The organism is Mesorhizobium wenxiniae (assembly GCF_002284535.1).
GTDB classification, from domain to species: Bacteria; Pseudomonadota; Alphaproteobacteria; order Rhizobiales; family Rhizobiaceae; genus Mesorhizobium; species Mesorhizobium wenxiniae.
In genome coordinates, this window is record NZ_NPKH01000020.1 from 237,624 (window position 1) to 261,091 (window position 23,468).

The 23,468-nt window shown below is 62.8% G+C and carries 23 protein-coding genes; 6 read left to right on the plus strand and 17 right to left on the minus strand.

The window, feature by feature from the left end; all coding sequences use genetic code 11:
- Nucleotides 1-83 precede the first annotated feature (83 nt).
- Entirely contained in the window at nucleotides 84-1,379 is a 1,296-nt protein-coding gene (locus tag CIT31_RS11425; protein WP_095519329.1) for a GGDEF domain-containing protein, read from the plus strand.
- Between the two features lie 21 nt (nucleotides 1,380-1,400).
- Here CIT31_RS11425 and CIT31_RS11430 read toward each other — a convergent pair whose 3' ends face one another.
- The gene (locus CIT31_RS11430; protein ID WP_095518681.1) at nucleotides 1,401-2,426 is read right to left on the minus strand and encodes a ribonuclease T2 family protein; all 1,026 of its coding nucleotides are present in this window, start codon (nucleotides 2,424-2,426) and stop codon (nucleotides 1,401-1,403) included.
- Between the two features lie 198 nt (nucleotides 2,427-2,624).
- Here CIT31_RS11430 and CIT31_RS11435 point away from each other — a divergent pair, with 198 nt between their 5' ends.
- From CIT31_RS11435 to CIT31_RS11445, 3 genes are all read left to right on the plus strand, one after another.
- Nucleotides 2,625-3,560, plus strand: a complete 936-nt coding sequence (locus tag CIT31_RS11435; protein ID WP_095518682.1) for an alpha/beta fold hydrolase — start codon at nucleotides 2,625-2,627, stop codon at nucleotides 3,558-3,560.
- Nucleotides 3,561-3,656: 96 nt separating this feature from the next.
- Nucleotides 3,657-4,832, plus strand: coding sequence for a CaiB/BaiF CoA transferase family protein (locus CIT31_RS11440; protein ID WP_065009916.1), 1,176 nt, complete (start codon nucleotides 3,657-3,659; stop codon nucleotides 4,830-4,832).
- Nucleotides 4,829-6,478, plus strand: a complete 1,650-nt coding sequence (locus CIT31_RS11445; RefSeq protein ID WP_065009915.1) for a thiamine pyrophosphate-binding protein — start codon at nucleotides 4,829-4,831, stop codon at nucleotides 6,476-6,478. Before CIT31_RS11440 ends, CIT31_RS11445 begins: the two co-directional genes overlap by 4 nt.
- Nucleotides 6,479-6,520: 42 nt before the next feature.
- Here the strand turns inward: CIT31_RS11445 and CIT31_RS11450 are convergent, their stop codons facing one another.
- From CIT31_RS11450 to CIT31_RS11475, 5 genes are all read right to left on the minus strand, one after another.
- Nucleotides 6,521-6,970: a CHRD domain-containing protein gene (locus CIT31_RS11450; protein ID WP_065009914.1), complete on the minus strand. Its 450-nt coding sequence runs from the start codon at nucleotides 6,968-6,970 to the stop codon at nucleotides 6,521-6,523.
- 197 nt (nucleotides 6,971-7,167) lie between these two features.
- A complete protein-coding gene (locus CIT31_RS11455; protein ID WP_029351531.1) occupies nucleotides 7,168-8,139 on the minus strand; it encodes an ABC transporter substrate-binding protein in 972 nt (323 codons plus the stop codon).
- 81 nt (nucleotides 8,140-8,220) lie between these two features.
- On the minus strand, nucleotides 8,221-9,357 hold the full coding sequence (locus CIT31_RS11460; RefSeq protein WP_095518683.1) for an ABC transporter permease: 1,137 nt from the start codon (nucleotides 9,355-9,357) through the stop codon (nucleotides 8,221-8,223).
- The gene (locus CIT31_RS11465; RefSeq protein WP_095518684.1) at nucleotides 9,354-10,232 is read right to left on the minus strand and encodes an ABC transporter permease; all 879 of its coding nucleotides are present in this window, start codon (nucleotides 10,230-10,232) and stop codon (nucleotides 9,354-9,356) included. Before CIT31_RS11465 ends, CIT31_RS11460 begins: the two co-directional genes overlap by 4 nt.
- 517 nt (nucleotides 10,233-10,749) lie before the next feature.
- On the minus strand, nucleotides 10,750-11,541 hold the full coding sequence (locus CIT31_RS11475; RefSeq protein ID WP_095518685.1) for an ABC transporter ATP-binding protein: 792 nt from the start codon (nucleotides 11,539-11,541) through the stop codon (nucleotides 10,750-10,752).
- Nucleotides 11,542-11,675: 134 nt separating this feature from the next.
- Here CIT31_RS11475 and CIT31_RS11480 point away from each other — a divergent pair, with 134 nt between their 5' ends.
- On the plus strand, nucleotides 11,676-12,080 hold the full coding sequence (locus CIT31_RS11480) for a cupin domain-containing protein (RefSeq protein ID WP_095518686.1): 405 nt from the start codon (nucleotides 11,676-11,678) through the stop codon (nucleotides 12,078-12,080).
- Nucleotides 12,081-12,115: 35 nt separating this feature from the next.
- Here the strand turns inward: CIT31_RS11480 and CIT31_RS11485 are convergent, their stop codons facing one another.
- The 5 genes from CIT31_RS11485 to aptA all read right to left on the minus strand — a co-directional run bounded on the left by CIT31_RS11485 (nucleotide 12,116) and on the right by aptA (nucleotide 17,142).
- Nucleotides 12,116-12,490, minus strand: coding sequence for a hypothetical protein (locus CIT31_RS11485; protein WP_245316171.1), 375 nt, complete (start codon nucleotides 12,488-12,490; stop codon nucleotides 12,116-12,118).
- Complete coding sequence (gene hydA / locus CIT31_RS11490; protein ID WP_095518688.1) at nucleotides 12,487-13,938, minus strand: dihydropyrimidinase; 1,452 nt, start codon at nucleotides 13,936-13,938, stop codon at nucleotides 12,487-12,489. The genes CIT31_RS11485 and hydA overlap by 4 nt, the downstream gene beginning before the upstream one ends.
- 62 nt (nucleotides 13,939-14,000) lie before the next feature.
- Nucleotides 14,001-15,251, minus strand: a complete 1,251-nt coding sequence (locus tag CIT31_RS11495) for a Zn-dependent hydrolase (RefSeq protein ID WP_095518689.1) — start codon at nucleotides 15,249-15,251, stop codon at nucleotides 14,001-14,003.
- Nucleotides 15,252-15,254: 3 nt separating this feature from the next.
- Entirely contained in the window at nucleotides 15,255-15,701 is a 447-nt protein-coding gene (locus tag CIT31_RS11500) for an endonuclease domain-containing protein (RefSeq protein ID WP_095518690.1), read from the minus strand.
- 112 nt (nucleotides 15,702-15,813) lie between these two features.
- On the minus strand, nucleotides 15,814-17,142 hold the full coding sequence (aptA, locus tag CIT31_RS11505) for an omega-aminotransferase AptA (RefSeq protein WP_095518691.1): 1,329 nt from the start codon (nucleotides 17,140-17,142) through the stop codon (nucleotides 15,814-15,816).
- 254 nt (nucleotides 17,143-17,396) lie between these two features.
- On the opposite strand from aptA, the gene CIT31_RS11510 reads away from it, so the two are divergent.
- A complete protein-coding gene (locus CIT31_RS11510) occupies nucleotides 17,397-18,032 on the plus strand; it encodes a TetR family transcriptional regulator C-terminal domain-containing protein (protein WP_165778413.1) in 636 nt (211 codons plus the stop codon).
- Nucleotides 18,033-18,201: 169 nt separating this feature from the next.
- On the opposite strand, the gene CIT31_RS11515 is transcribed toward CIT31_RS11510, so the two are convergent.
- From CIT31_RS11515 to CIT31_RS11540, 6 genes are all read right to left on the minus strand, one after another.
- A complete protein-coding gene (locus CIT31_RS11515; RefSeq protein WP_095518693.1) occupies nucleotides 18,202-18,693 on the minus strand; it encodes a DUF3592 domain-containing protein in 492 nt (163 codons plus the stop codon).
- 102 nt (nucleotides 18,694-18,795) lie between these two features.
- Nucleotides 18,796-19,170, minus strand: a complete 375-nt coding sequence (locus CIT31_RS11520; RefSeq protein WP_095518694.1) for a DoxX family protein — start codon at nucleotides 19,168-19,170, stop codon at nucleotides 18,796-18,798.
- Between the two features lie 59 nt (nucleotides 19,171-19,229).
- Entirely contained in the window at nucleotides 19,230-19,688 is a 459-nt protein-coding gene (locus CIT31_RS11525; RefSeq protein WP_095518695.1) for a carboxymuconolactone decarboxylase family protein, read from the minus strand.
- 12 nt (nucleotides 19,689-19,700) lie between these two features.
- On the minus strand, nucleotides 19,701-20,219 hold the full coding sequence (locus CIT31_RS11530) for an RrF2 family transcriptional regulator (RefSeq protein WP_095519330.1): 519 nt from the start codon (nucleotides 20,217-20,219) through the stop codon (nucleotides 19,701-19,703).
- Between the two features lie 530 nt (nucleotides 20,220-20,749).
- On the minus strand, nucleotides 20,750-22,063 hold the full coding sequence (gene preA / locus CIT31_RS11535; RefSeq protein ID WP_095518696.1) for an NAD-dependent dihydropyrimidine dehydrogenase subunit PreA: 1,314 nt from the start codon (nucleotides 22,061-22,063) through the stop codon (nucleotides 20,750-20,752).
- A 2-nt stretch (nucleotides 22,064-22,065) separates the two neighbouring features.
- Nucleotides 22,066-23,430, minus strand: a complete 1,365-nt coding sequence (locus CIT31_RS11540) for an NAD(P)-dependent oxidoreductase (protein WP_095518697.1) — start codon at nucleotides 23,428-23,430, stop codon at nucleotides 22,066-22,068.
- Nucleotides 23,431-23,468 lie beyond the last annotated feature (38 nt).

Genomic DNA, 23,468 nt, shown 5'->3' on the forward strand with positions numbered 1-23,468 from the left:
TAACCATTCCGCGTCAGAAAGGTGTTGGATGGGGAATCGCTGGCAAGCCGCGATTTCTGCAGAGAAAGATCGGATCGACGGCGTTGCTGAACAGTTTCCTGCTCCTTGCCGAAGCGGTTCTCTACTTCGGCGTCATGGTCACGCTTTTCCGTTTCAGGCACCGCATCGGCCTCGGCGTGTTTGTCTGCGCCCTCGGCGTCATGCATTTTCTCGAAACCTACCTCGCCAGCGTCTTCTATGTCGCGCTGCCGTTCGGCATGGTTTCGCCCGGGTCCGCGGTGCTGTTTTCCGGCAAGCTGGTGATGCTGCTGCTGCTCTACATCAAGGAGGACGCGGCAACCGTCCGGCAGCCGATCTACGGCCTGCTGCTCGGCAATGCCCTGATGATCGGGCTTGTGCTGGTCCTGCGCCTGCACGAGATCGCACCGCTTCCCAACGGCAGACGTCCCGACATCGGCTTCATCGACCAGATGGGCTGGCTGATGGTGTGGGGCACGACGCTGCTCTTCCTCGACGCCATCCTGATCATCCTGCTTTACGAAAAGCTCGGGCGTTATCTCCGCAAGGCGCTGTTCTCTCGCATCCTGATCTCCGTCGCTTGCGTGCTCACTTTCGACCAGACTGGATTTTTCACCGCGCTGCACTTCGTCACCGGTGCGCCGATCGCGGTTTTCTTCGGCGGCTGGTTCGCCAAGATGGGGGCGGCGCTTGCCTACAGCATCATGCTGGTCGCTTATATCAGATGGTTCGAGGCGCGGCAGATCCCGGCGCCGCGTGGACTATCCGACATCTTCGACACGTTGACCTATCGCGAGCGCTATGAGGCGCTGGTCGAGCATGTCGGCCGCGACGGCCTCACCGGTCTGCTGCACAGAGGACGCTTCGACAGCGACGGCGAAGCCGCTGTTGCGGCCAGCCTGCGGACGGCCAAGCCGCTCAGCCTCTTGGTCATCGATGTCGACCACTTCAAATCGATCAACGACCGCTTCGGCCACGCCGAGGGCGACAAGGTGCTGAAATCCGTCGCCGCCCTGCTTGGCGAGATTGTCGGTCCAGAGGATCAGGTGTTCAGAATTGGCGGCGAGGAATTCGCCATCCTCTGCTCACGTTCGCATTCGGTCGCCAGGCTGCTTGGCGAAAGCATCAGGCACGCGGTCAAGGCATCCGCAAGCACGAGCCGGTTCGACATCACCGTCAGCGCCGGCATCTCCACTGTCAGCGAGACGACCCGCTGCCTTGCCGATATCTTTGCGCTGGCCGATCAGCGCCTCTACAAAGCCAAATCGACCGGACGCGACCGCGTCGTCGGCGAACCGGGCGGCCACGAGGCTGACAGCCTCACCGCTTGGACCAGATCAGGACGCGGTATCGGCTCATAGCATCCAGACCGGCTCGGCGTGTCACTGGAACTCGATCGGATCGACGGTGCCTTTCGGACAGCCGGCATTGTTCGTCGGCACCGATGCCAGCAACAGCTCACTGAGCGAAGGGTTTGGACCGATCGGGCCGGCCAGGCCGAGTGTCAGTTCGCCGATCAGCCGCCTGCCGCTCGAATGGTCGTTCAGACAGGAGACGCGAACCCGCTCGCCCGCGCCGGGACCGAAAGCACTATCGAAGGCGCTGCGGATCTGGTCGGAGGTCAGATCCCGGCCAACGTTTTGTGTGAAAAGATCACGCACCGGTGAAGCATTCACCGCGCGCGTCAGGTTCAGCGCATCGGAAAAATACTCCTGCTGGCTCTTGCCGTAACAGGTGCCATGCTTGATCCACTCATGCCTGTCGAGATCAGATGCGGTGCCTGGCATCACCTGATCGAGCTCCGACCGCGTGTTCGGCTCGAGCTCGACCGGCGGCAGGTCCCGCCAGTGCGCCGGATTGTCGTTCGCCCTGTCGGCCGCTGCCACCTCGCAATAGAAATTTCCGTTCGGCTGCGGCCACAGCCCATGCAAGGTGAAATGCCTCGCTTCGAAACCGGCAGCCGTCTCCGCCTTGCATTCGGTCTTGCTGGGCTTGGTTTCGCAAAACGCCGGCTGCCAGCTCAGCGCGAGGACATATTCGGGCCCTCCCGAGATCGGCGCAGCGGACTTCCCCCGGTCGACCGGCGCGGGTGCTGCCGGTTCCGTGGATGCGCTGTCACCCGAAACATGGCCGCAGTCGATCCTCACCCAGCGGCGCTCGGGGTCGGCGCCCGGCACTCGGATCAGATAGTGCGTGGGAGCATCCTTGTTGCCAGCCAGCAGCTCATAGCTCTGTCCCGCATCGGTCGAGATGTTGCCGGGATTCTTGCCGTTTTTGATGGCCTGTGTCGCTGGACAGGTGGCGTCGGCCACGAAGGAGCCGCTCATCTTCACCTCGGCCCGAGCAGCACCCGTTAGCAACGCGGCGACAAGCGCAAATTCGAAAACCAGACCTGTCCGCGTATGCATGAAAATACCCCGGTGAAAAATGCGGCAACAGACTGCCGCCCTCTCTTGGTATCAAATTCTCCATGTCAGAATTGCGATACCCGCGTTGCGACGCAAGAACAGCACTGCGGAAAACAAGGCCAACGGATTGACGCAAAACCGGCGTCGGCGCAGACAAACGTCCGCAGGCGTGAAAGACGCGTTGGAGACGAAGCGACAATGTCATTCAGCCAGCAGCGCGTGCTCCGATCGCCGACCGGCGCCGAGCTCAACCTTTATGTGAAACGTGCCGAGGGCCGCCCGCGCGCGGTCGTCCAGATTAATCACGGGCTGGCCGAACACGCCGCGCGCTATGTCCGCTTCGCTACCTTTCTGGGTGAGCGCGGCTTCCATGTCTACGCCCATGATCATCGCGGCCATGGCGCAACCAAGGCGCCCGATGCCCCACTCGGCAGGTTCGCTCAAAAACACGGCGGCGCCAAGGTCGTTGCCGATGTCGCCGCTGTGCACGACCTGATCGCCGGCGACCACCCCGGCCTGCCCGTCATCGTCTTCGGCCATTCCATGGGCGGCCTCGTCGCGCTGAATTTCGTGCTTCATCATTCGAGCCGCCTGCACGCCGCCGCCATCTGGAACGCTAATTTTTCCGCCGGGCTCGCCAGCCGTGCCGCGCAAATCATCCTGGCCTGGGAAAAATTCCGGCTCGGCTCCGACATGCCGTCGCGTATGCTGCCGCGACTGACCTTCCAGGCCTGGGGCAAAGCCGTCCCCGATCACCGCACGCCGTTCGACTGGCTGTCGCGCGACGCAGCCGAAGTCGACAAGTATATCGCCGATCCGCTATGCGGTTGGGATGCCTCCGTGTCGATGTGGCGCGACCTGTTCGGGTTCGTCTTCGACGGTGCCGACGACACTAATTTTTCCGGTGTCCGCAAGACCCTGCCGATCTGCCTGGTCGGCGGCGAAAAGGACCCCGCCACCGACGGCGGCAGGGCGGTCAGCCATCTCGCTGGCCGCCTGCACAGGATGGGTTTTTCGAATCTCGTTTCAAAGGTTTACGCCGAGACCCGCCACGAAAGTCTGAACGAGGTGAATCGAGATAAAATCATGGACGATTTCGCCGCATGGGCCGACAGCGTGCTGAAACAACCATGATCGACATCGACAAGATCGGTTTGGCCCATTGCAAGAACCGTGACAGCATCACGCGGGATTGATACAGGCTGCGTTTCCGATCAATCACGGTGATCCATGACTGAGCCTCCGCTGAAAGGTGTCCGCGTAATCGAACTCGCCCGCATCCTGGCCGGACCGTGGGCGGGGCAGATGCTTGCCGATCTCGGCGCCGACGTCATCAAGGTCGAGAGCCCGGATGGCGGCGACGACACCCGCAAATGGGGTCCGCCCTTCGTCATGAGCCATGACGGCGAAAACCTCTCGGCCGCCTACTATCATTCCTGCAATCGCGGCAAGCGCTCCATCGCCATCGATTTCTCGACGCCCGAGGGCGCCGAGACGGTGCGCCGGCTGGTCGCCACATCGGACGTTCTGATCGAAAACTTCAAGGTCGGCGGCCTGAAGAAATACGGCCTCGACTATGAGAGCCTCAGGGAAATAAACCCGCGGCTGATCTATTGCTCGATCACCGGCTTCGGCCAGGACGGGCCCTATGCGCCGCGCGCCGGCTATGACTTCATCATCCAGGGCATGGCCGGCATGATGTCGATCACCGGCGAGGCCGGCCGCGAGCCGCAAAAGGCCGGTGTCGCCGTCTCAGACATTTTCACCGGCTTGTATTCGGTGATTGCCATCCAGGCCGCACTTCGCCATGCCGAGAAGACCGGCGAAGGCCAGCATATCGACATGGCGCTCTACGACACCCAGATCTCGGCGCTTGGCAACCAGAACCTCAATTATCTGGTCTCCGGAAAATCGCCGGTGCAGATGGGCAACGCGCATATGAACATTGCGCCTTACGAAGTGGTGCCGGTGAAGGACGGCCATATCATCCTGGCGATCGGCAATGACGGCCAGTTCGCTAAATTCTGCGCGGCCATCGGCTTGGACGATCTGCCATCGAACCCCGATTTCGCCACCAATCCCGCCCGGGTCGCCAACCGGGCGAAGCTGCGCGAGCATATAATCGAGGCGCTGAAAACCTTCGATCGCGATCCGCTGCTGGCTAAACTGGAGGCGGCAAGTGTGCCTGCCAGCCCGATCAACACGATCGGGCAGATGTTCGCCGACCCGCAGACCATCGCGCGCGGCATGCGGCTCGACCTCGACGACGGCCACGGCAATCTCTTGCCCTCGGTGCGCGCGCCGATGGTCATGTCGGGCACGTCGCTGGTCTATGAGCGGCCCTCGCCGCGTCTCGGCGAACACACCGAAGAAATCCTTGCCGAACTGGAGAGGTCAGGAAAATGAAGACCGGCGGACAACTGATCGTCGATGCGCTTGAAGCCAACGGCACCGACCGCATCTATTGCGTGCCCGGGGAATCCTATCTTGCGGTGCTCGACGCGTTGCACGATTCAACGATCCGCACCATCGTCTGCCGCCAGGAAGGCGGTGCTGCAATGATGGCCGACTGCCATGGCCGCCTGACCGGCAAGCCCGGCATCTGCTTCGTCACCCGCGGACCCGGCGCCACCAACGCCTCGGCCGGCATCCACATCGCCATGCAGGATTCGGTTCCCGTCATCCTGTTCATCGGCCAGGTCGCCAGCCATGCCAAGGGGCGCGAGGCTTTTCAAGAGGTCGACTATGTCAGGTTCTTCGGCGATATCGCCAAATGGGTGGTCGAGATCGACGATGCCTCGCGCATTCCCGAATTCGTCACGCGCGCCTTCGCGGTGGCGACGTCCGGCCGCCCCGGCCCGGTCGTCATCTCGCTGCCGGAAGACATGCTGACCAGCCTTGCCGAGGCGCCAGAAGCCCTGCCCCACACGCCGGTCGAAACGCGGCCGGGCGAGGCCGAGCTCGATGCTCTCGAAAAGCTCCTCAACAAGGCGCAGCGCCCTTTCGTTATCCTAGGCGGCACGCGCTGGGATGCGGAGGCCGTCGCGCGAATGCGGACGATCGCCGAAGCCTGGTCGCTGCCGGTCGGCTGCTCCTTCCGCCGCCAGATGCTGTTCGATCATCTCCACCCGAACTATGCCGGTGATGTGGGCATTGGCATCAACCCGAAGCTGGCCACCGCGATCAAGCAGGCCGACCTCGTGTTGCTGATCGGCGGCCGCATGGGCGAGATGCCGTCCTCCGACTACACGCTGCTCAAGAGCCCCTATCCCGACCAGATGCTGGTCCATATCCACGCCGATGCCGGCGAGCTCGGCCGTGTCTACCGGCCGACGCTGGCGATCAACGCCTCGCCTTCCGCGTTCGTCGAAGCCTTCGCCGGGCGCAAGCCGGCCGCCACGCCGGTCTGGGCGGATGAAACACCGAAGCTGCACGCAGCCTATCTCGACTGGTCGACTCCGCCCGAAAGTGGTCCCGGCTCCGTCCAGATGGGGCCGATCATGAACTATCTCGAAACGATGCTGCCCGACGACGCGATCCTCACCAACGGCGCCGGCAACTACGCCACCTGGGTGCACCGTTTCCACCGGTCCCGGCGCTTTGCCACGCAGGCCGCCCCCACCTCCGGCTCGATGGGCTATGGCACGCCGGCAGCGGTCGCAGCCAAGGAATTGTTCCCCGAGCGCGATGTGATAGCCTTTGCCGGCGACGGCTGCTTCCTGATGAACGGGCAGGAGTTCGCCACCGCCGTGCAATACGATCTGCCGATCATCGTCATCGTCGTCAACAACGGCATTTACGGCACCATCCGCATGCATCAGGAGCGCGAGTATCCGGGCCGCGTCGTCGCCACCGATCTGCGAAATCCCGACTTTGCGGCTTTGGCCCGCGCCTATGGCGGCCATGGCGAAACGGTCGAGAAGACGGCCGATTTCGCGCCGGCCTTCGAACGCGCGCGTGCCAGCGGCAAGCCGTCGATTGTCGAGATCAGGCTCGACCCCGAGGCCATCACGCCAACCCGCACGATGACCCAGATAAGAGACAGGTCGTGATCCGATAGGAAGGGCTGCCCTTTCCGTTGGCGCAAGATTTGGCTACATCGTCGCCGCCTTCTCGATCTGTCCGCGGATCTCGCCGTCCTTGTGGGCCGCCGTATGGATGTTGATGTAGTATTTGCCGGCCATCAGGTCGGCAGCCTGCGCGTCGGTCAGAATCGCCGCCCCCTTGAACGGGCTTTTCGGAGCGCCCTTGAACGGGACGGCGACGCCGGCATTTTCACCCTTTGCCGCCGGACCGTGAATATGTCCGGCCGTCGCCGGGCCGCTGAGACCTGAATACGTCACGTTCCAGGTGAGCTGTTTCGTGGCGGTGTCGAAGACGAGAGCGGCGGTACCCTTGCCCTCCGTGGTGATGGGCGGATTCTGCTGAGCGCCATCGAGCGTCGCCTTCATCTTCATCATGTCGGCCAAAGCCGGTGAAGCGCATAGGACGGAAGCCGAAACGGCCAGCGCCGAAAGCTTCGGCGAGAAGGATTGCATGCGCATGGGAATCTCCGTTGTGGCGGTGACATCCGCTGAAGCTGGATGCACTGGAACAACGGTTGTGGCGAGCGGATGTTTCCACCGGTAACGGCTATTTTACATCCCAGCAAAAAGGGCCGGTCGCCCGCCCCTTTCCGAATTGCAGGCTGCAGAGGCCAGGTTGATCGCCTCTACCCGACCGCCCTATTGATGGCCCTGCCCTACTTGATCGCCTTGTCGGTGATGGCAGTCGTGTAGGCGCCGGTCGGCTCCTTGGTGATGATCTTCTGGTCGAGCAGCGCCTTGGCGGTGCGCGCGTAGGTCGCCGGGTCGAGTTTGCCGTCGGCATTGTCGATCAGCTTGGCGACTTCGCCCATCATGCGCTTTTGGTGGTTCTCGTCCTGGCCGCCATTGTCCATGACGATGCCGGCCGCCTCGTCGGAATTGTCGACGGCGTATTTCCAGCCCTTCATCGAGGCGCGCACGAAACGCACCATCTTGTCCTCGAAGGCCGGATCCTTGAGCTTGTCCTCCAGGGCATAGAGCCCGTCCTCAAGCAGGTCGTTGCCCATGGCGGAGTAGTTGAAAACGATCAGCTCTTCCGGCTTGTAGCCGGCATCGATGAGCTGCCAATATTCGTTGTAGGTCATGACCGAAATGCAATCCGCCTGCTTCTGGATCAGCGGCTGCACGTCGAAACTCTGCTTCAGCACGGTGACGCCGTCCGGGCCGCCGTCGGTCTTCAGGCCGAGTTTGTTCATCCAGGCGTAGAACGGATATTCGTTGCCGAAGAACCAGACGCCGAGCGTATGTCCCTTGAAGTCGGCTTCGGTCTTGACCGGGCCATCCTTCGGACAGACCAGCTGCATGCCGGCCTTCTTGAACGGTTGGGCGATATTGACCAGCGGCACACCCTTTTCGCGGGCGGCGAGCGCGCCGCCCATCCAGTCAACGATGACGTCGGCGCCGCCGCCGGCGATCACCTGCTCCGGCGCGATATCGGGGCCGCCCGGCTTGATCTCGACGTCGAGGCCCTCGGCCTCGTAGAACCCCTTGTCCTTGGCGACGTAGTAGCCGGCGAACTGGGCCTGCGTGACCCATTTCAGCTGCAGCGTCACCTTGTCCGCGGCCATCGCCTGGAACGCGGCAAGCGACATCGCGCCGGCCAGCATCGAAATAACAAGTCTTTTCATGTTTTTACCCTCTGAAGTTAAGTGTTCACCCTTTAGGATCAGGACCTTCAATGCGCTCCTGATTCCAAACCCGCCACCGCTCTATCCACCACGGACGGAGGGATGCCAAAACGTAACGGCTCTCTCGAAAAGAGCGACCACGCCATAAAAGACCGAACCCGCAAGTGCTGCAACTGCGATTTCGGCCCAGACCATATCGATGTTCATCCGCCCGACTTCGGTCGAAATCCGGAATCCCATGCCGACCACCGGCGTGCCGAAGAACTCCGCGACAATGGCGCCGATCAGCGCCAGCGTCGAATTGATTTTCAGCGCGTTGAAGATGAAGGGGGCTGCCGCCGGCAACCGCAACTTAAACAGCGTCTGCCAGTAACTCGACGCATAGGTGCGCATCAGGTCGCGCTCCATGTGGCCGGAGGCGGCAAGGCCTGCGACCGTATTCACCAGCATCGGGAAGAAGGTCATGATGATGACGACGGCGGCCTTCGACTGCCAGTCGAAGCCGAACCACATGACCATGATCGGCGCCACGCCGATGATCGGCAGCGCCGACACCATGTTGCCGATCGGCAAAAGCCCGCGCCGCAGGAACGGCACGCGGTCGGCCGCGACGGCGGCGAGGAAGCCGGCGCCGCTGCCAACCACATAGCCGAAGATCACCGCCTTGAAGATGGTCTGCCGCACGTCGGCGGCCAGCACCGGCAGCGAATTGGCGATGCGCACGCCGATGGCGCTTGGCGGCGGCAGCAGAATGAAGGGGATGCCCGCGCCGCGCGTCACCGCCTCCCAGATGATCAGGATCCAGGCGCCGAAGATAGCCGGAATGATCAGCCTCAAAGCGGTCGCCGCCCAGCGCGAGGTCGGGCGAAGCGCGGACAGGGCTGTCACGCAGCGCCAGGCCAGAAGCCATGCCGCGGCAAGCAGCAAATAGAAGGATGCGCGAGCGGTCCCCTCATTGCCGGTTATGCCGGCGAGAAGCATCCACGCCGCGCCGTGCACGCCAAGGAAGAGCAACACCACCCCAATCACAGGTGGGAAATTATCGGCCGCGATTGCCAGAAGCAGCAAAAGGAAAATCAAAGCCACGGTGGCGACACCATAGCCGGGCGTGGCATTGACAAGCGGCAAAAGAAGGAGCGCTCCGGCAAGAAGGACAAGCGCGGCATACCCCTGCCAGGAACGAGGCGTGATCGACGAAAGGCTGAGGAGATCGCTCATGCCGGCCTCCCGCCCATGGCGCGGTCGACGATGCGCCCGGCCATGCCGACCACCATAACCAGCAGGGCTGCCACGACCGAGCCGGCAACCAGCGCCGACCAGATGTCGATGGTCTGGCTGTAATAGGCGGCGGCAAGCAGCTTGGCGCCGATGCCGGCGACGGCGCCGGTCGGCAGTTCGCCGACGATGGCGCCGACCAGGCTGGCGGCGACCGCCACCTTCATCGAGGTGAACAGGAACGGCACCGACGCCGGCACGCGCAATTTCCAAAAGGTCTGCGAGGGGCTGGCATTGTAGGTATGCATCAGGTCGAGATGGGTGAGCTCGGGCGAACGCAAACCCTTGACCATGCCGACAGCCACCGGGAAGAACGACAGATAGGTCGAGATCAGCGCCTTCGGGATCAGCCCGGTGACGCCGATCGCCGCCAGCACGACGATGATCATCGGCGCCACCGCCAGGATCGGAATGGTCTGCGAGGCGATAATCCAAGGCATCAGGCTGCGGTCGAGCGTCGCCACATGCACGATACCGACGGCAATCACGATGCCGAGCGCCGTGCCGAAGGCAAAGCCGAGCAGCGTCGAGGACAACGTCACCCAGGCATTGTAGACAAGGCTGCGGTTGCTGGTGACGCTGCGCAGAAACGTGTTCTCGAAGAAATTCACAGCCACCTGATGCGGCGCCGGCAGCGTCGGCTTCGGCTGCGACATCGTCTTGCCGATGAATTCCACAACCCCCGGCGTCTCGCCGGCACGGCGGTCGAGATCGCGCTGGAACGGCGCGTTGAGGATGACGGCGAAAACATACCAGAAGACGACCACGCCCGCGAGGATCGAGGTCACCGGAACGATCTTGTCGCGGAAGGAGTCCATCTAGCGATCCTCGCGAGGTTGGCCCCCTCCTCTCCCCAACGGGGAGAGGGTGGCCGGAGCGAAGCGGAGGTCGGGTGACTTCGGCTGCAACGCCGCCAACCACCCTCTGCTGGCAGCGCTGCCGCGTATGTGGCCATGCCTGTTCTTCGTCGTCCTAGGGCGGAGCCGGAAAGCGGCGTGCGTAGAGGGAGCGGCCAACCACGCCTTCGTCATCCTAGGGCGAAGCAAGGAGCGAAGCGACGCGGCGCAGACCCTAGGATCCATGCCGTAACTTTCGCGCTCCGCAACGGTGCGGAACAATGCTCCCGACCTGAAGAAAACGTCAGCCGTCGTCGCCTGCGTGGCGGACATTCTGAACCGTTTGGGCCTTTCGGCCGAAGTCACGGAATGGATCCTAGGGTCTGCGCACGCCGCTTCGCGGCGGCTCCGCCCTAGGATGACGAAAGCACGGTTAGCGTCTGCCTCGCTAGGGCGATGCACCTCCTGCGTTGAAGGCGCAAGCCAGTGCCGCTTCACCTCAATCATCATAGCTGTGTCCTGCCCTGAGCCCGTCGCGCACGCGTGCCGCGATCGCCAGGAACTCCGGTGTCTCGCGGATGTCGAGCGGTCGCTGCTTGGGCAGCGTCGATTCGATGACGTCGCTGACGCGGCCCGGACGCGGCGACATGACGATGATCCGCGTCGAGAGGTAGACCGCCTCGGGAATGGAATGGGTGACGAAGCAGATGGTCTTGTTGGTCCGCTCCCAAAGCTCCAGAAGCTGTTGGTTGAGATGGTCGCGCACGATCTCGTCCAGCGCGCCGAACGGCTCGTCCATCAACAGGAGATCGGCGTCGAAGGCCAGCGCCCGCGCGATCGAGGCGCGCTGCTGCATGCCGCCGGAAAGCTGCCACGGGTATTTCTGCTCGAAGCCGCCCAGGTTGACGAGGTCGAGCGTGCGCTTGATCCGCGCCGCCTGCTCTGTCTTCGACAGGCCCATGATTTCCAGCGGCAGCGCCACGTTGCGCTCGATCGTACGCCACGGATAAAGCGCCGCCGCCTGGAAGACATAGCCATAGGCGCGGCTCTGGCGCGCCTGCTCCGGCGTCATGCCGTTGACGGAGATGCTTCCCGATGTTGGTTTTTCCAGATCGGCGATGACCCGCAGCAGGGTCGTCTTGCCGCAGCCGGACGGCCCGATGAAGGAGACGAATTCACCTTTGCCGATGGTCAGGTCGACATTCGACAGCGCCTGCACCGGGCCGTCATTGGTCTGGAAGGTCAGGCCGAGCTTGCTTGCCGAAACGACGGCTGGCGATGTTCCCGTCATAGGCCGCAGCCTGCCTTTTCGCGCCGCTGCTGCGCCGGGCGGAATCCGGTTGATTTTGCCGCAATATTGCTTTCCACTCGCCCCGTCCTATCCGACTGAGAGTTCCCACTCGATCGACGCCCAGAGCATCCCAGATGTCGTCCAAACCCACTTGTCATCTTATCCGCCCTGAAAGCTCTTATGAAGGCAAGCAGGGACTGAGTTATTTCACCGGTATCGCCGCCGAGACGGTCGGCTCGACCGGCATCTGCATGCACCTGCTGACCATGCCGCCCGGTGCCCGCGCCAAGGCGCATATGCACGAAAGCCATGAAACGGCGATCTATGTGCTCTCCGGCGAGGTTCATACCTGGTATGGCGACCGACTCGAACAGCAGATCGTGGTCAAGGCCGGCGACCTCTTCTACATTCCTGCCGGGGTGCCGCATCTGCCGGCCAATCTGAGCGACAGTTCGGCCTCGGCGGTCATCGCCCGCACCGATCCCAACGAACAGGAAAGTGTCATCCTGCTGCCGGAACTGGATGGGCTGGTCGCCTGAGGTCGGCATCGGCGGAGAGGCCATCATCGGCACCGTCACGAACATGATTTCAACGGCCCTATCTCTTCAAGGCCGGGAATGGTCACGAAGAAACCGTCAGCTCCCTTGTTGGTGACCTTGACGGTCTCAGTCGTCGTTCCCTCCTCGCCTTCAGCGAAACAGGTCGAGCTCAACGACTGCGTACCAGGCGCCGTCACCAGTTGCCGCGCGAACCGGCAGCCGCTGCCATAGGTTTCGACGCCGTCGGCGGTCAGCACGACATAGGCATCGCTGTCCTGATAGCCGAGCCATACACCGGCACAACCGACATCATTGCCATAGGAACCGGCAAGAACCTCAGCCGCTACCGGTACGCCGGTAATGCTCGCCACAACCAGTGAGGCGATCGCTGCCGAACGCGCCAAGCTCACACCCCGGTCGCCGGAATGCCGGTGCGTTCCACCTTGCGCGGTGCGGAAATTTCCTTCCAGGTCGACAGCGCCCGGTTGACCGCTGCATTCGGCTCGCGAGCGACGAACTCCCCATGGCCGGGCTTCGCCTTGACCTCAGCTTCCTGGATCGACAGTTCGCCGCGCGAGAAGACATAGCGCGGCAGGCCGGTCACCTCAAAACCTTCGAAGACGTTATAGTCGATCACCGACTGCTGCTTTTTGGCCGTGATCTTCTTCTTGCGCTTCGGGTCCCAGACGAGGATGTCGGCGTCCGCACCTTCAACGATGGCGCCCTTCTTCGGATACATGTTGAGGATCTTGGCGATGTTGGTCGAGGTCACCGCGACGAATTCGTTCATCGTCAGCCGGCCGGTGTTGACGCCCGTCGTCCACAGCACCGGCAAGCGGTCCTCGAGTCCGCCGGTGCCGTTCGGGATTTTGGTGAAATCGCCGACGCCGTTGCGCTTTTGGCTGGTGGTGAAGGCGCAATGGTCTGTCGCCACCACTTGCAGCGATCCGGCCTGCAGGCCGGCCCACAGCGAATCCTGATGCAATTTGTTGCGGAAGGGCGGGCTCATCACGCGGCGCGCCGCGTGATCCCAGTCCTTGTTGAAATATTCGCTCTCGTCGAGTGTCAAATGCTGGATCAGCGGCTCGCCGAAGACGCGCATGCCTTTCTGCCGCGCCCGACGAATGGCTTCGTGAGCCTGCTCGCAGGAGACATGCACGACATAGAGCGGCACGCCGGCCATGTCGGCGATCATGATGGCGCGGTTGGTCGCCTCGCCTTCGACCTCCGGCGGGCGCGAATAGGCATGCCCCTCCGGGCCGTTGTTGCCGGCAGCCAGAAGCTTCTGCGAAAGCGCGGCCACCACATCGCCATTCTCGGCATGAACCAACGGCAGCGCGCCAAGGTCGGCGCAGCGCTGGAACGACGAATACATCTCGTCGTCGTCGACCATCAGCGCGCCCTTGTAGGCCATGAAGTGCTTGAACGAGGTGATGCCCTTGTCGACGACGGTGGCCATCTCGTCGAACACCTGCTTGCCCCACCAGGTGATCGCCATATGGAAGGAATAGTCGCAGGAGGCCTTCGAGGTTTTATTGTCCCACATCTGCAAGGCCTCGAGCAGGGACTGCTGCGGCGACGGCAGACAAAAATCGACGACCATGGTGGTGCCGCCGGCAAGGGCGGCGCGCGTGCCGCTCTCGAAATCGTCGGCCGAATAGGTGCCCATGAACGGCATTTCGAGATGGGTGTGCGGATCGATGCCGCCTGGCATCACATAGCAGCCGGTGCCGTCGAACTCGTGGTCGCCATGCAGGTCCGGGCCGATGGCGATGATCTTGCCGTGCTTGAACAGTACGTCGGCCTTCCAGGTGCGGTCGGCGGTGACGATGGTGCCGTTCTTGATGACTTTGGTCATTTTTGTTCCCTTGTTTTTCTCGCGCTTCTTGGTGAGCGGCGTTCGGACTTTTGGTTTCTAGTTCACTCCACAATCACCGCTGTTTCCACCACCGCGTGGAACAGCACGTCGGCGCCGGCCGCCGCCCATTCCTTGGTGATTTCCTCGGCCTCATTATGCGACAGCCCGTCGACGCACGGGCACATCACCATTGCGGTGGGCGCGACGCGGTTGATCCAGCAGGCGTCGTGGCCGGCGCCGGAGACGATGTTGCGATGCGTATAACCCAAGCGCTCCGCAGCATCCCGCACAGCCTTGACGCAGCCCGCATCGAAAGCGACCGGATCGAAATGGCCGACCTGCTCGATTTGATATTTGATATCGAGCGCCTCGCAGATCGTGTCGATGCCTTCGCGGATGCGCGCGTCCATCGCGTCGAGCACCTCCTTTTCCGGCGAGCGGATGTCGATGGTGAAGACGGTGCGTCCGGCGATGATGTTGCGCGAGTTCGGATAGACTTCCATGTGGCCGACCGCGCCTACGGCATCGGGCTGGTAGTGCATGGCGATCTCGTGCACCAGCTCGATCACCCTCGCCATGCCGAGCCCGGCGTTGCGGCGCTTCGGCATCGGCGTCGAGCCGGTATGCGCCTCCCTGCCGGTCAACGTCACCTGCAGCCATTTCAGTCCCTGGCCATGGGTGACGACGCCGATGTCGATGCCTTCGTCCTCGAGGATCGGACCTTGCTCGATATGCAGCTCGAAGAAGGCGTGGATTTGGCGCGCGCCGACTTTCTCGGTGCCCTTCCAGCCGATGCGTTCGAGCTCCTCGCCAAATTTCTTGCCGTCCTTGTCGACATGCGAGTAGACGTCGGCCTGATCGAGCACGCCGGCGAAGACGCCGGACGCCATCATGGCTGGCGCAAAGCGCGCGCCTTCCTCGTTCGTCCAGTTGGTGACGACAATCGGATGTTTTGTCTTGATGCCGAGTTCGTTGAGCGAGCGCACGATCTCCAGCCCGCCGAGTACGCCGAGCACGCCGTCGTACTTGCCGCCGGTCGGCTGAGTATCGAGATGGCTGCCGACATAGACCGGCGGCAGATCAGGGTCAGTGCCTTCACGGCGGGCAAACATCGTGCCCATCTCGTCGAGGCCCATTTCGAGCCCCGCTGCCTCGCACCAGCGCTTGAACAGACGCCGCCCCTCGCCGTCCTCGTCGGTCAACGTCTGGCGATTGTTGCCGCCGGCAATGCCGGGGCCGATCTTCGCCATCTCCATTATCGAATCCCACAAACGGTCTGAATTGATTCGCAGATTCTCGCCCGGAGCGGCCATTTCCTAAAACCTCATCGATTGCGGCACGCCGGCGTCCCCCTCCCCCTCGAGGGGAGGGTGGCCGCGAAGCGGTCGGGTGGGGTCGCCGAACATGCGCACGACCTTCTCCTTCACCACCTGCGCGACATGCCATGCGCTGTTTATGACATCGGGCTCGTCAACGCGAAATATATCGAACCCGAGCGATCGCAGATAGGCGTCACGGACAGCATCGTGCCGTCTGCCCAGTTCCTGCTCGTGCAGATCGCCATCCACTTCCACGACCAGCTTTACCGCGAGGCAGGCAAAGTCAACGATATAAGGCCCAATCGGACACTGGCGGCGGAACTTGATGCCGGCTGATTTCAACTCGCGCAGTTCGTACCACAGCAGGGATTCGCCTTTGGTCGCATGAACTCGAAGCGCGCGCGCCTTTTGACGCATTTCGAAGCTCACGCGGGTACGGGGCATCAGAAACAACCTCGCGGCAAGAGATCAGGTCGGCGCGCTGCCGCACCGACCCCACCCGGCCGCTTCGCGGCCACCCTCCCCTCAAGGGGGAGGGAAAGCTGCGGCACGTCCCTCAATCCACCGCCCTCAGCACTTCACGCACATGGTCGATCAATTCGTTGATCTGGCCCTTGGTGATGATCAGCGGCGGCGACATCGCGATGATGTCGCCGGTGGTGCGGATCAGGGCGCCGCGCTCGAACGCCTTGACGAAGGCCGAGAAGGCACGCTTGGTCGGACTGCCGGGGATGGGCGCCAGCTCGATCGCGCCGATCAGGCCGATGTTTCTGATATCGATGACGTTCGGCTCGCCCTTCAGCGAATGCAGCGCGTCTTCCCAATACGGCGCCAGTTCCTCGCCGCGGGTCAGCAGGCCCTCTTCCTTGTAGGTGTCGAGCGTGCCGAGGGCTGCCGCGCAGGCGATCGGATTGCCCGAATAAGTGTAGCCGTGGAAGAACTCGATCATATGCTCGGGACCGATCATGAAAGCGTCGTGGATTTCCTTCTTGACGAACACCGCGCCCATCGGGATGACGCCATTGGAGACGCCCTTGGCGGTCGTCATAATATCGGGGGTGACGCCGAAATAGTCGGCGGCAAACGGCGTGCCGAGGCGGCCGAAGCCGGTGATGACCTCGTCGAAGATCAACAGGATGCCGTGCTTGGTGCAAATCTCGCGTAGCCTCTCGAGATAGCCCTTCGGCGGCAGGATGACGCCGGTGGAACCGGCCACCGGCTCGACGATGACGGCCGCGATGGTGGAGGCATCATGCAGCGCAACGATGCGCTCCAGCTCGTTGGCCAATTCCGCGCCATGCTCGGGCACGCCCTTGGTGAACGAATTCTTCTCGGGAAGATGCGTGTGCGGCATGTGGTCGACGCCACCGAGCAGCGTGCCAAACATCTTGCGATTGGTCACGATACCGCCGACCGAGATGCCGCCGAAATTGACCCCGTGATAGCCGCGCTCGCGGCCGATCAGGCGGGTGCGTGAGCCCTCACCTTTGGCGCGATGGTAGGCGATCGCCATCTTCAGCGCAGTCTCCACCGATTCCGATCCGGAATTGGTGAAGAACACGTGGTCCATGCCCTTCGGCGCGAGATCGACCAAACGGTTCGCCAGTTCGAAGACGATCGGGTGGCCCATCTGAAAGGCCGGCGCATAGTCGAGTTCGGCGGCCTGTTGCTGGATCGCCTCGGTGATCTTCGGCCGGCAGTGGCCGGCATTGACGCACCACAGGCCGGCGGTGCCGTCGAGAACCTTGCGCCCGTCGCTGGTCGTGTAATGCATGTCCTTGGCGGACACCATCATGCGGGGCGCCTGTTTGAATTGCCGGTTCGCCGTGAACGGCATCCAGAATGCGCTGAGATCGTTCGGCGTGACTTTCAGCCGGTTGGACATGACCAAGACTTCCCCTTGTAACCTGTTTCGGTGCGGCTAACGCTTGGTCTTCCCGACACTTGGTCTCTGCTGCGTTTTCGTGCTACGCAAATTTTTGACCGATCGGACAAACGTTAGCACCGCCCTGTCGGCGGTCAAGGATTACTAGCGGAAATGCGGCAGCTGAGGCGCGCTCCACAGGCCGGAGAAAAACTGGTCCAGAGAATTGGTCCAGATGACCCTCGCGGCAATGTCCTGCGGCGATGACGACAGGCATGGACATCCCTGCCCCTCGCCGCACCCGCATTCAGCAGGAAAAACGCGAGCTGATCCTGGAGGCGGCGCTCGAGGTGTTCTCAACCAACGGCTTTCGCGGCTCGACCATCGACCAGATCGCCGAAGCCGCCGGCATGTCGAAGCCGAACCTGCTCTACTATTTCCGCCGCAAAGAGGACATCCACGAGACGCTGATGCAGCGGCTTCTCGACACCTGGCTGGCGCCGCTGCGCGAGCTCGACGACATCGGTGATCCCCTGACCGAATTGCGCAGCTACATCAGGCGCAAGCTCGAAATGGCGCGCGATTTCCCTAGGGAAAGCCGGCTGTTCGCCAACGAGATCCTGCAAGGCGCGCCGCGCATCATGCCGATGCTGGAGGGCGAGTTGAAGACGCTGGTCGACGAGAAGGCCGCCGTCATCAAGGGCTGGATGCGCGCCGGCAAGATCGCCCGCACCGACCCCTGGCACCTGATCTTCTCGATCTGGGCGACGACGCAGCACTATGCCGATTTCGACGTTCAGGTCCGCGCCGTGCTCGGCCCCGACCGCGGCGGAGCCGGCCGCTTCGAGGACGCGGCAAGGTTTCTCGAGCAATTGTTCATCGACGGGCTGAAGCCCAAAAGCCAATCATAGCAATCAGGCGCTGCACCGCTCGGCCGGAAGCCGGTCGAGCAGTTCGAGCAGCTTTTGCAGCCTTGTGATCGAATTCTGCTCGGCGAGCGGCGTATAGACGATCAGCCTCACGACGACCTGCACTATGCCGCGTGAGCCGCACGGCGATGATACTTTCCTGAGAAGGGGCTCAGTTGGTCAGCCCTGGCAAGAAGGCCAGCGCCATCAGCAGGGCGACGATCGTATACCAGAGCGCCGTGTGCGTCGCCTTCATGACCGGCCGCCCCGCTTCGCGCGCCCTGTCTGGATGCAGGGGGTCATATATCACTTCGACTGTCGCTCCGACCGAACCGGTGGTGTCGTTGACCGGCAGGTTCGATTCAAAGCGACGGATCTTTCCGAAATGATCGGCGAACTCGATGGTCGGAGTGCTGGGTGACTCGTCCGACATGTCGATTTTCACCACCTTGCCCGTCGCATGGGCGCGGCGGCGGCGCAGCACGAGATCGCCATAGGTGTGGGGGGCGACCAGAACCAGCATAAAGACGCTGCACAGGAAGCACCAGATCTGTATGTCCGTGGGGAAATAGCCGAAGGCTTCGGCGATCGCCCGAAACGGCGACAGCGCGTGGTGGAAGGCCTGAAAAACGCTCCCCCAGAAGCTGTTCCAGCTTTGCTCCATAAATGCTCCGACAGGCGAAACTAAGCCAATCATAGAGGGGAATCGCGACAGAGCGATTAATGCGCCGCCGGCAATTCATCCGAAATCAGCTGAACCATCGCCTCAAACCGCCTGCGCCAGCGCCAGGAACCCGCCGGTCAGCGCGACATTGGCGACGAAGCCGTTGATGCGGACTGCGCGTTCCTGCCCTTGATGGTCCCAGAAATTGTGAAACATCGGCGTCGCGACAAGCAGGAACAGGATCAGGCATGCGGCCGCCAAGGCGGTCCAGATGCCTACGATCACCAGACCTCCGGAAACGATCTGCAGAACGATCCCCAGCCACAGCATCAGCCGCGCCTGCGGCACGCCGCGCGTCGTCATCAGCTGGGTCAGGAAGCCTGCATTCTGGATGTTGCGCAGGCCAGCAAAGACAAAGGCGCCGCCAAGCAGCAGGCGTGCGGCAACCAGAATCTCATTCTCAAAATTCGACAACATGGTCTGATCCCAAAGCAAAGAGACGCGCGGCGTAAAGGCCGCGCGTCAGGTCCGTCCGCTCAAGCGGCCTTGGCTGCCGCTACCGGATGAATGGCGTGAAAGGAGACGCAGAGTCGGTTCCAGATGTTGATCATGCCGATCGCCACCGTCAGCTTGGCCAGTTCCTCTTCCAAAAAGTGTTCAAGCGTTTTTGCGTAGAGATCGTCCGACACGCCGCTGTCGGCGATCTTCGTCACCGCGTCGGTCCAGGCGAAGGCAGCGCGTTCGCGCTCGGAAAACAGCGGCGATTCCTTCCAGGCGGAGACGAGATATAGCCGCTGTTCGGTCTCGCCGTCATGGCGTGCCTCGCGGCTGTGCATCTCGACGCAGTACGAACAGCCATTGATCTGCGACGCCCGCAGCTTGATCAGATGCAGCAGGCTTGCCTCCAGCCCGCATTCGTCGACTGCCTTGTTGAGCGCCGATACCGCTTTCATGATTTCCGGCGCCGCGCCGAAGAATTGCAGCCTCTGTTTCATCGTCTTTGCCTTTCATGCTTGCTTGGTTGAACTGGATTTCTGCGGTCGCTGATGGCGCTCGACGAAGGCGCAGTTCGCGGCGACTGAACGAGGATCGGCATCGCTCATGTATTCCGCCACGATGTCGGACAACCGGGCCTCGGCAAGAGCGGCGCGATAGGCGCGCTCGGCCTTCAGCATCGCGACGCTGATGCCGCAGGGTTTGACATAGGCCGAGGCATCGAGCCTGGCCGGCCCGCGCTGCCGGATTTCGCCGCAACGAAAGGCCGGTTCGCGTCCTTCCACGGCGAGCACGATGTCGAGCAGCGTTATGCGCTCGGCCGGCCGCGCCAGCCGGTAACCGCCCGATGGACCCGGCACCGATTCCAGGATGCCCGACGCCGTCAGCGCGTTGAGATGCTTGAGGAGATAGCTCGGCGACAGGCCGAACGCTTCCGCCATGGCAGCACCCGGCATCGTCGCTGCGCCTTCCATTCCGGCAAGCATCGCGGCGCAGTGGATGGCCGCTTCGACGCCCTCGCCCAGCTTCATCGTGCTGATCTCCAATTCATGGATATATCTTATCGTTGATAAATTTTATCCGCAATAGAAAAGTGAGAAATCGCCCATTTCAAAAATGAGATGTGCATGAGGTTTGCGGAAAGTCGGAGAGCTTTGGGCGCGCTCTTTTTTAAAGGTGGCACCGCTCATCCTGCGGACGCAAGTTTGCGGAACTTGGGTTCCTCGCCCCCGCGGAGCGGGGTGGCCCGGCGAAGCCGGGACGGAGAGGGGGGCGACAGTCGCGAAGCCAGAACCGGTGAAGGATGGGGCGCGAGCATATGGGGCAGGCCATCAGGAGCCTTGAACAGTTCCCGCCCGCCGCAAGACCCTCCCCGTCCCGGCTTCGCCGGGCCACCTCTCCCCACTTCGTGGGGCGAGGAACCCAAGTTCTGCGGAGGCAGCCGCACTTGGCGCTTAGCGTTTCCTCTGAGGGGCAGCGCCAACCTCAACGGTTGCACGCTCGCGCGCCGAACAAATCTCCTCTTGCCCCAGCGCGAGACAGACCGCTCACCCGTCCGCCCCTATTCCGCCGCCACCTTGGCCATCGGGTTGTTCGGGTGCGTCGTCCAGTTGGCATAGATCGGCGACACCGGTCTGCCGGTGCGCTGGTCGATCACGCCAGCCGCCAGCGGTTCCATGGTGATGCAGTTCTCGACCGGGCAGACATTGACGCAAAGATTGCAGCCGACGCATTCGGCCTCGATCACCTCGAAATGCCTGACGCCGTCGACGATTGCGGTGATTGCCTGGTGCGCAGTGTCCTCACAGGCGATGTGGCAGCGGCCGCATTTGATGCAGGCCTCCTGGTCGATATGTGCCTTGGCGATGTAGTTGAGGTTGAGATACTGCCAGTCGGTGACGTTGGGCGTGGCGCGGCCGACGATGTCGTCGAGCGAGGCATGGCCTTTCTCGTCCATCCAGTTTTCCAGGCCGGCGATCATCTCCTGGACGATCTTGAAGCCATAGGTCATCGCCGCCGTGCACACCTGAACATTGCCAGCGCCGAGCGCCATGAATTCGGCGGCGTCGCGCCACGTGGTGATGCCGCCGATGCCGGAGATCGGCAGCCCATGCGTTTCGGGATCGCGCGCGATTTCGGCCACCATGTTCATGGCGATCGGCTTCACCGCCGGGCCGCAATAGCCGCCATGCGAACCCTTGCCGTCGATCGTCGGCTCCGGTGCGAAACTATCGAGATTGACGCCGGTGATCGAATTGATGGTGTTGATCAGCGACACCGCGTCGGTGCCGCCGGCAAGGGCGGCCCGCGCCGGCTTGCGTATGTCGGTGATGTTGGGCGTCAGCTTGGTGATCACAGGCATGCGGGTGTTGGCCTTGCACCAGCGCACCACCATTTCGATGTATTCCGGCACTTGGCCGACCGCCGAGCCCATGCCGCGTTCCGACATGCCGTGCGGGCAGCCGAAATTGAGCTCGATGCCGTCGGCCCCGGTCTCCTCGACCACCGGCAGGATCGCCTTCCACGCGTGCTCCTCGCAAGGCACCATCAGCGAGACGACGATGGCGCGGTCGGGCCAGTCCATCTTGACCTGCTTGATCTCGCGCAGATTGACCTGCAGGTCGCGGTCGGTGATCAGCTCGATGTTGTTCAAGCCGAGCAGGCGGCGATCGGCGCCCCAGATCGCGCCGTAACGCGGACCGTTGACGTTGACCACCGGCGGGCCCTCTTCGCCGAGCGTCTTCCAGACAACGCCGCCCCAGCCCGCCTTGAAGGCGCGGATGACGTTGTAGGCCTTGTCGGTCGGCGGCGCCGAAGCCAGCCAGAACGGATTCGGCGATTTGATGCCGACGAAGTTGTTGCTTATGTCTGCCATGCTCATGCCCTCCCGTTCGAGGTCAGTGCCCGGTGAATCGATTCGGCCGCGTCGCGGCCTTGCGCCACGGCCGAGACGGTGAGGTCGTCGCCGCCAAAGATACAGTCGCCGCCGGCCCAGACGTTGGCCAGCGAGGTGCGGCCTTCGGCATCGACCTTGATGCGGCCGGCTTCCAAAGCAAGCAAGGCCCCGCTGCCGTTGAGCGCAGCCGGGACAAAACTCTGGCCGATCGCCTTGAACACCTGGTCGGCGGTGAGCGTCAGCCGCTCGCCGGTGCCGACGAGTTTGTCGCCATCCATCGCCGTATACTCAAGCTCGATGCCCGACACCTTGCCGCCTTCGGCAATGACCCGCTTCGGCTGCAGCCAGTGACGGATGATGACGCCGTTGGCGGCGGCCAGATCCTGCTCGAATTCGGAAGCGTTCATGTGCTCCTGCCCGCGCCGGTAGCAGATCGTCACCTCTTCGGCGCCGAGCAGCTTCGATTGCACCGCCGCGTCGATCGCCGTCATGCCGCCGCCGATGACGACGACCCGCCGGCCGACCGGCAGGCTGGCAAGATCGCTCGCCTGGCGAAGCTCCGCGATGAACTCCACCGCATTGGTGACGCCTTGCGCGTCCTCGCCGTCGGCGCGCAGCGCATTGACGCCGCCAAGCCCCATGCCGAGGAACACCGCGTCGTAGTTCCTGGTCAGGTCCGACAGCTGGTAGTCGCGGCCGAGCGCCTTGCCGTTCTGGATGTCGATGCCGCCGATCGACGTGACATAGTCGACCTCGGCCTGGGCGAAATTGTCGATGCTCTTGTAGGCGGCGATGCCGTATTCATTGAGGCCGCCGGCTTTCGGACGGGCTTCCAGGATGGTCACGTCGTGACCGTGGCGGGCGAGCCGATGAGCGGCGGCAAGCCCGGCCGGTCCGGCGCCGACGACGGCGACCGTCTTGCCGGTCGGGGCGGCGCGCGGGTAAAACTGCTTATTCTCAGCCATGGCGACATCGGTGGCGTAGCGCTGCAGGCGGCCGATCTGCACCGGCTTGCCTTCGGCCACTTCGCGCACGCAGACCTCTTCGCACAGCGTTTCGGTCGGGCAAACGCGGGCGCACATGCCGCCCAAAATATTCTGGTCGAAAATCGTCTTGGCCGAGCCGATCGGATTGCCTGTCGAGATCTGGCGGATGAACAGCGGGATGTCGATCGAGGTCGGGCATGCGTTCATGCAGGGTGCGTCGTAGCAAAAATAACACCGATCGGACTCGACCAGCGCCTCGTGATCATCGAGCGGCGGATGCAGGTCGGAAAAATTATCGGCATATTGCTCGGGCGAAAGCCGGCCGCCGGCAATGCCCTGCTTGAAATGACCAGTCGCCATTCCGCTTCCCCATTCTTGTGGTTTGGGAAGGCTAGCAC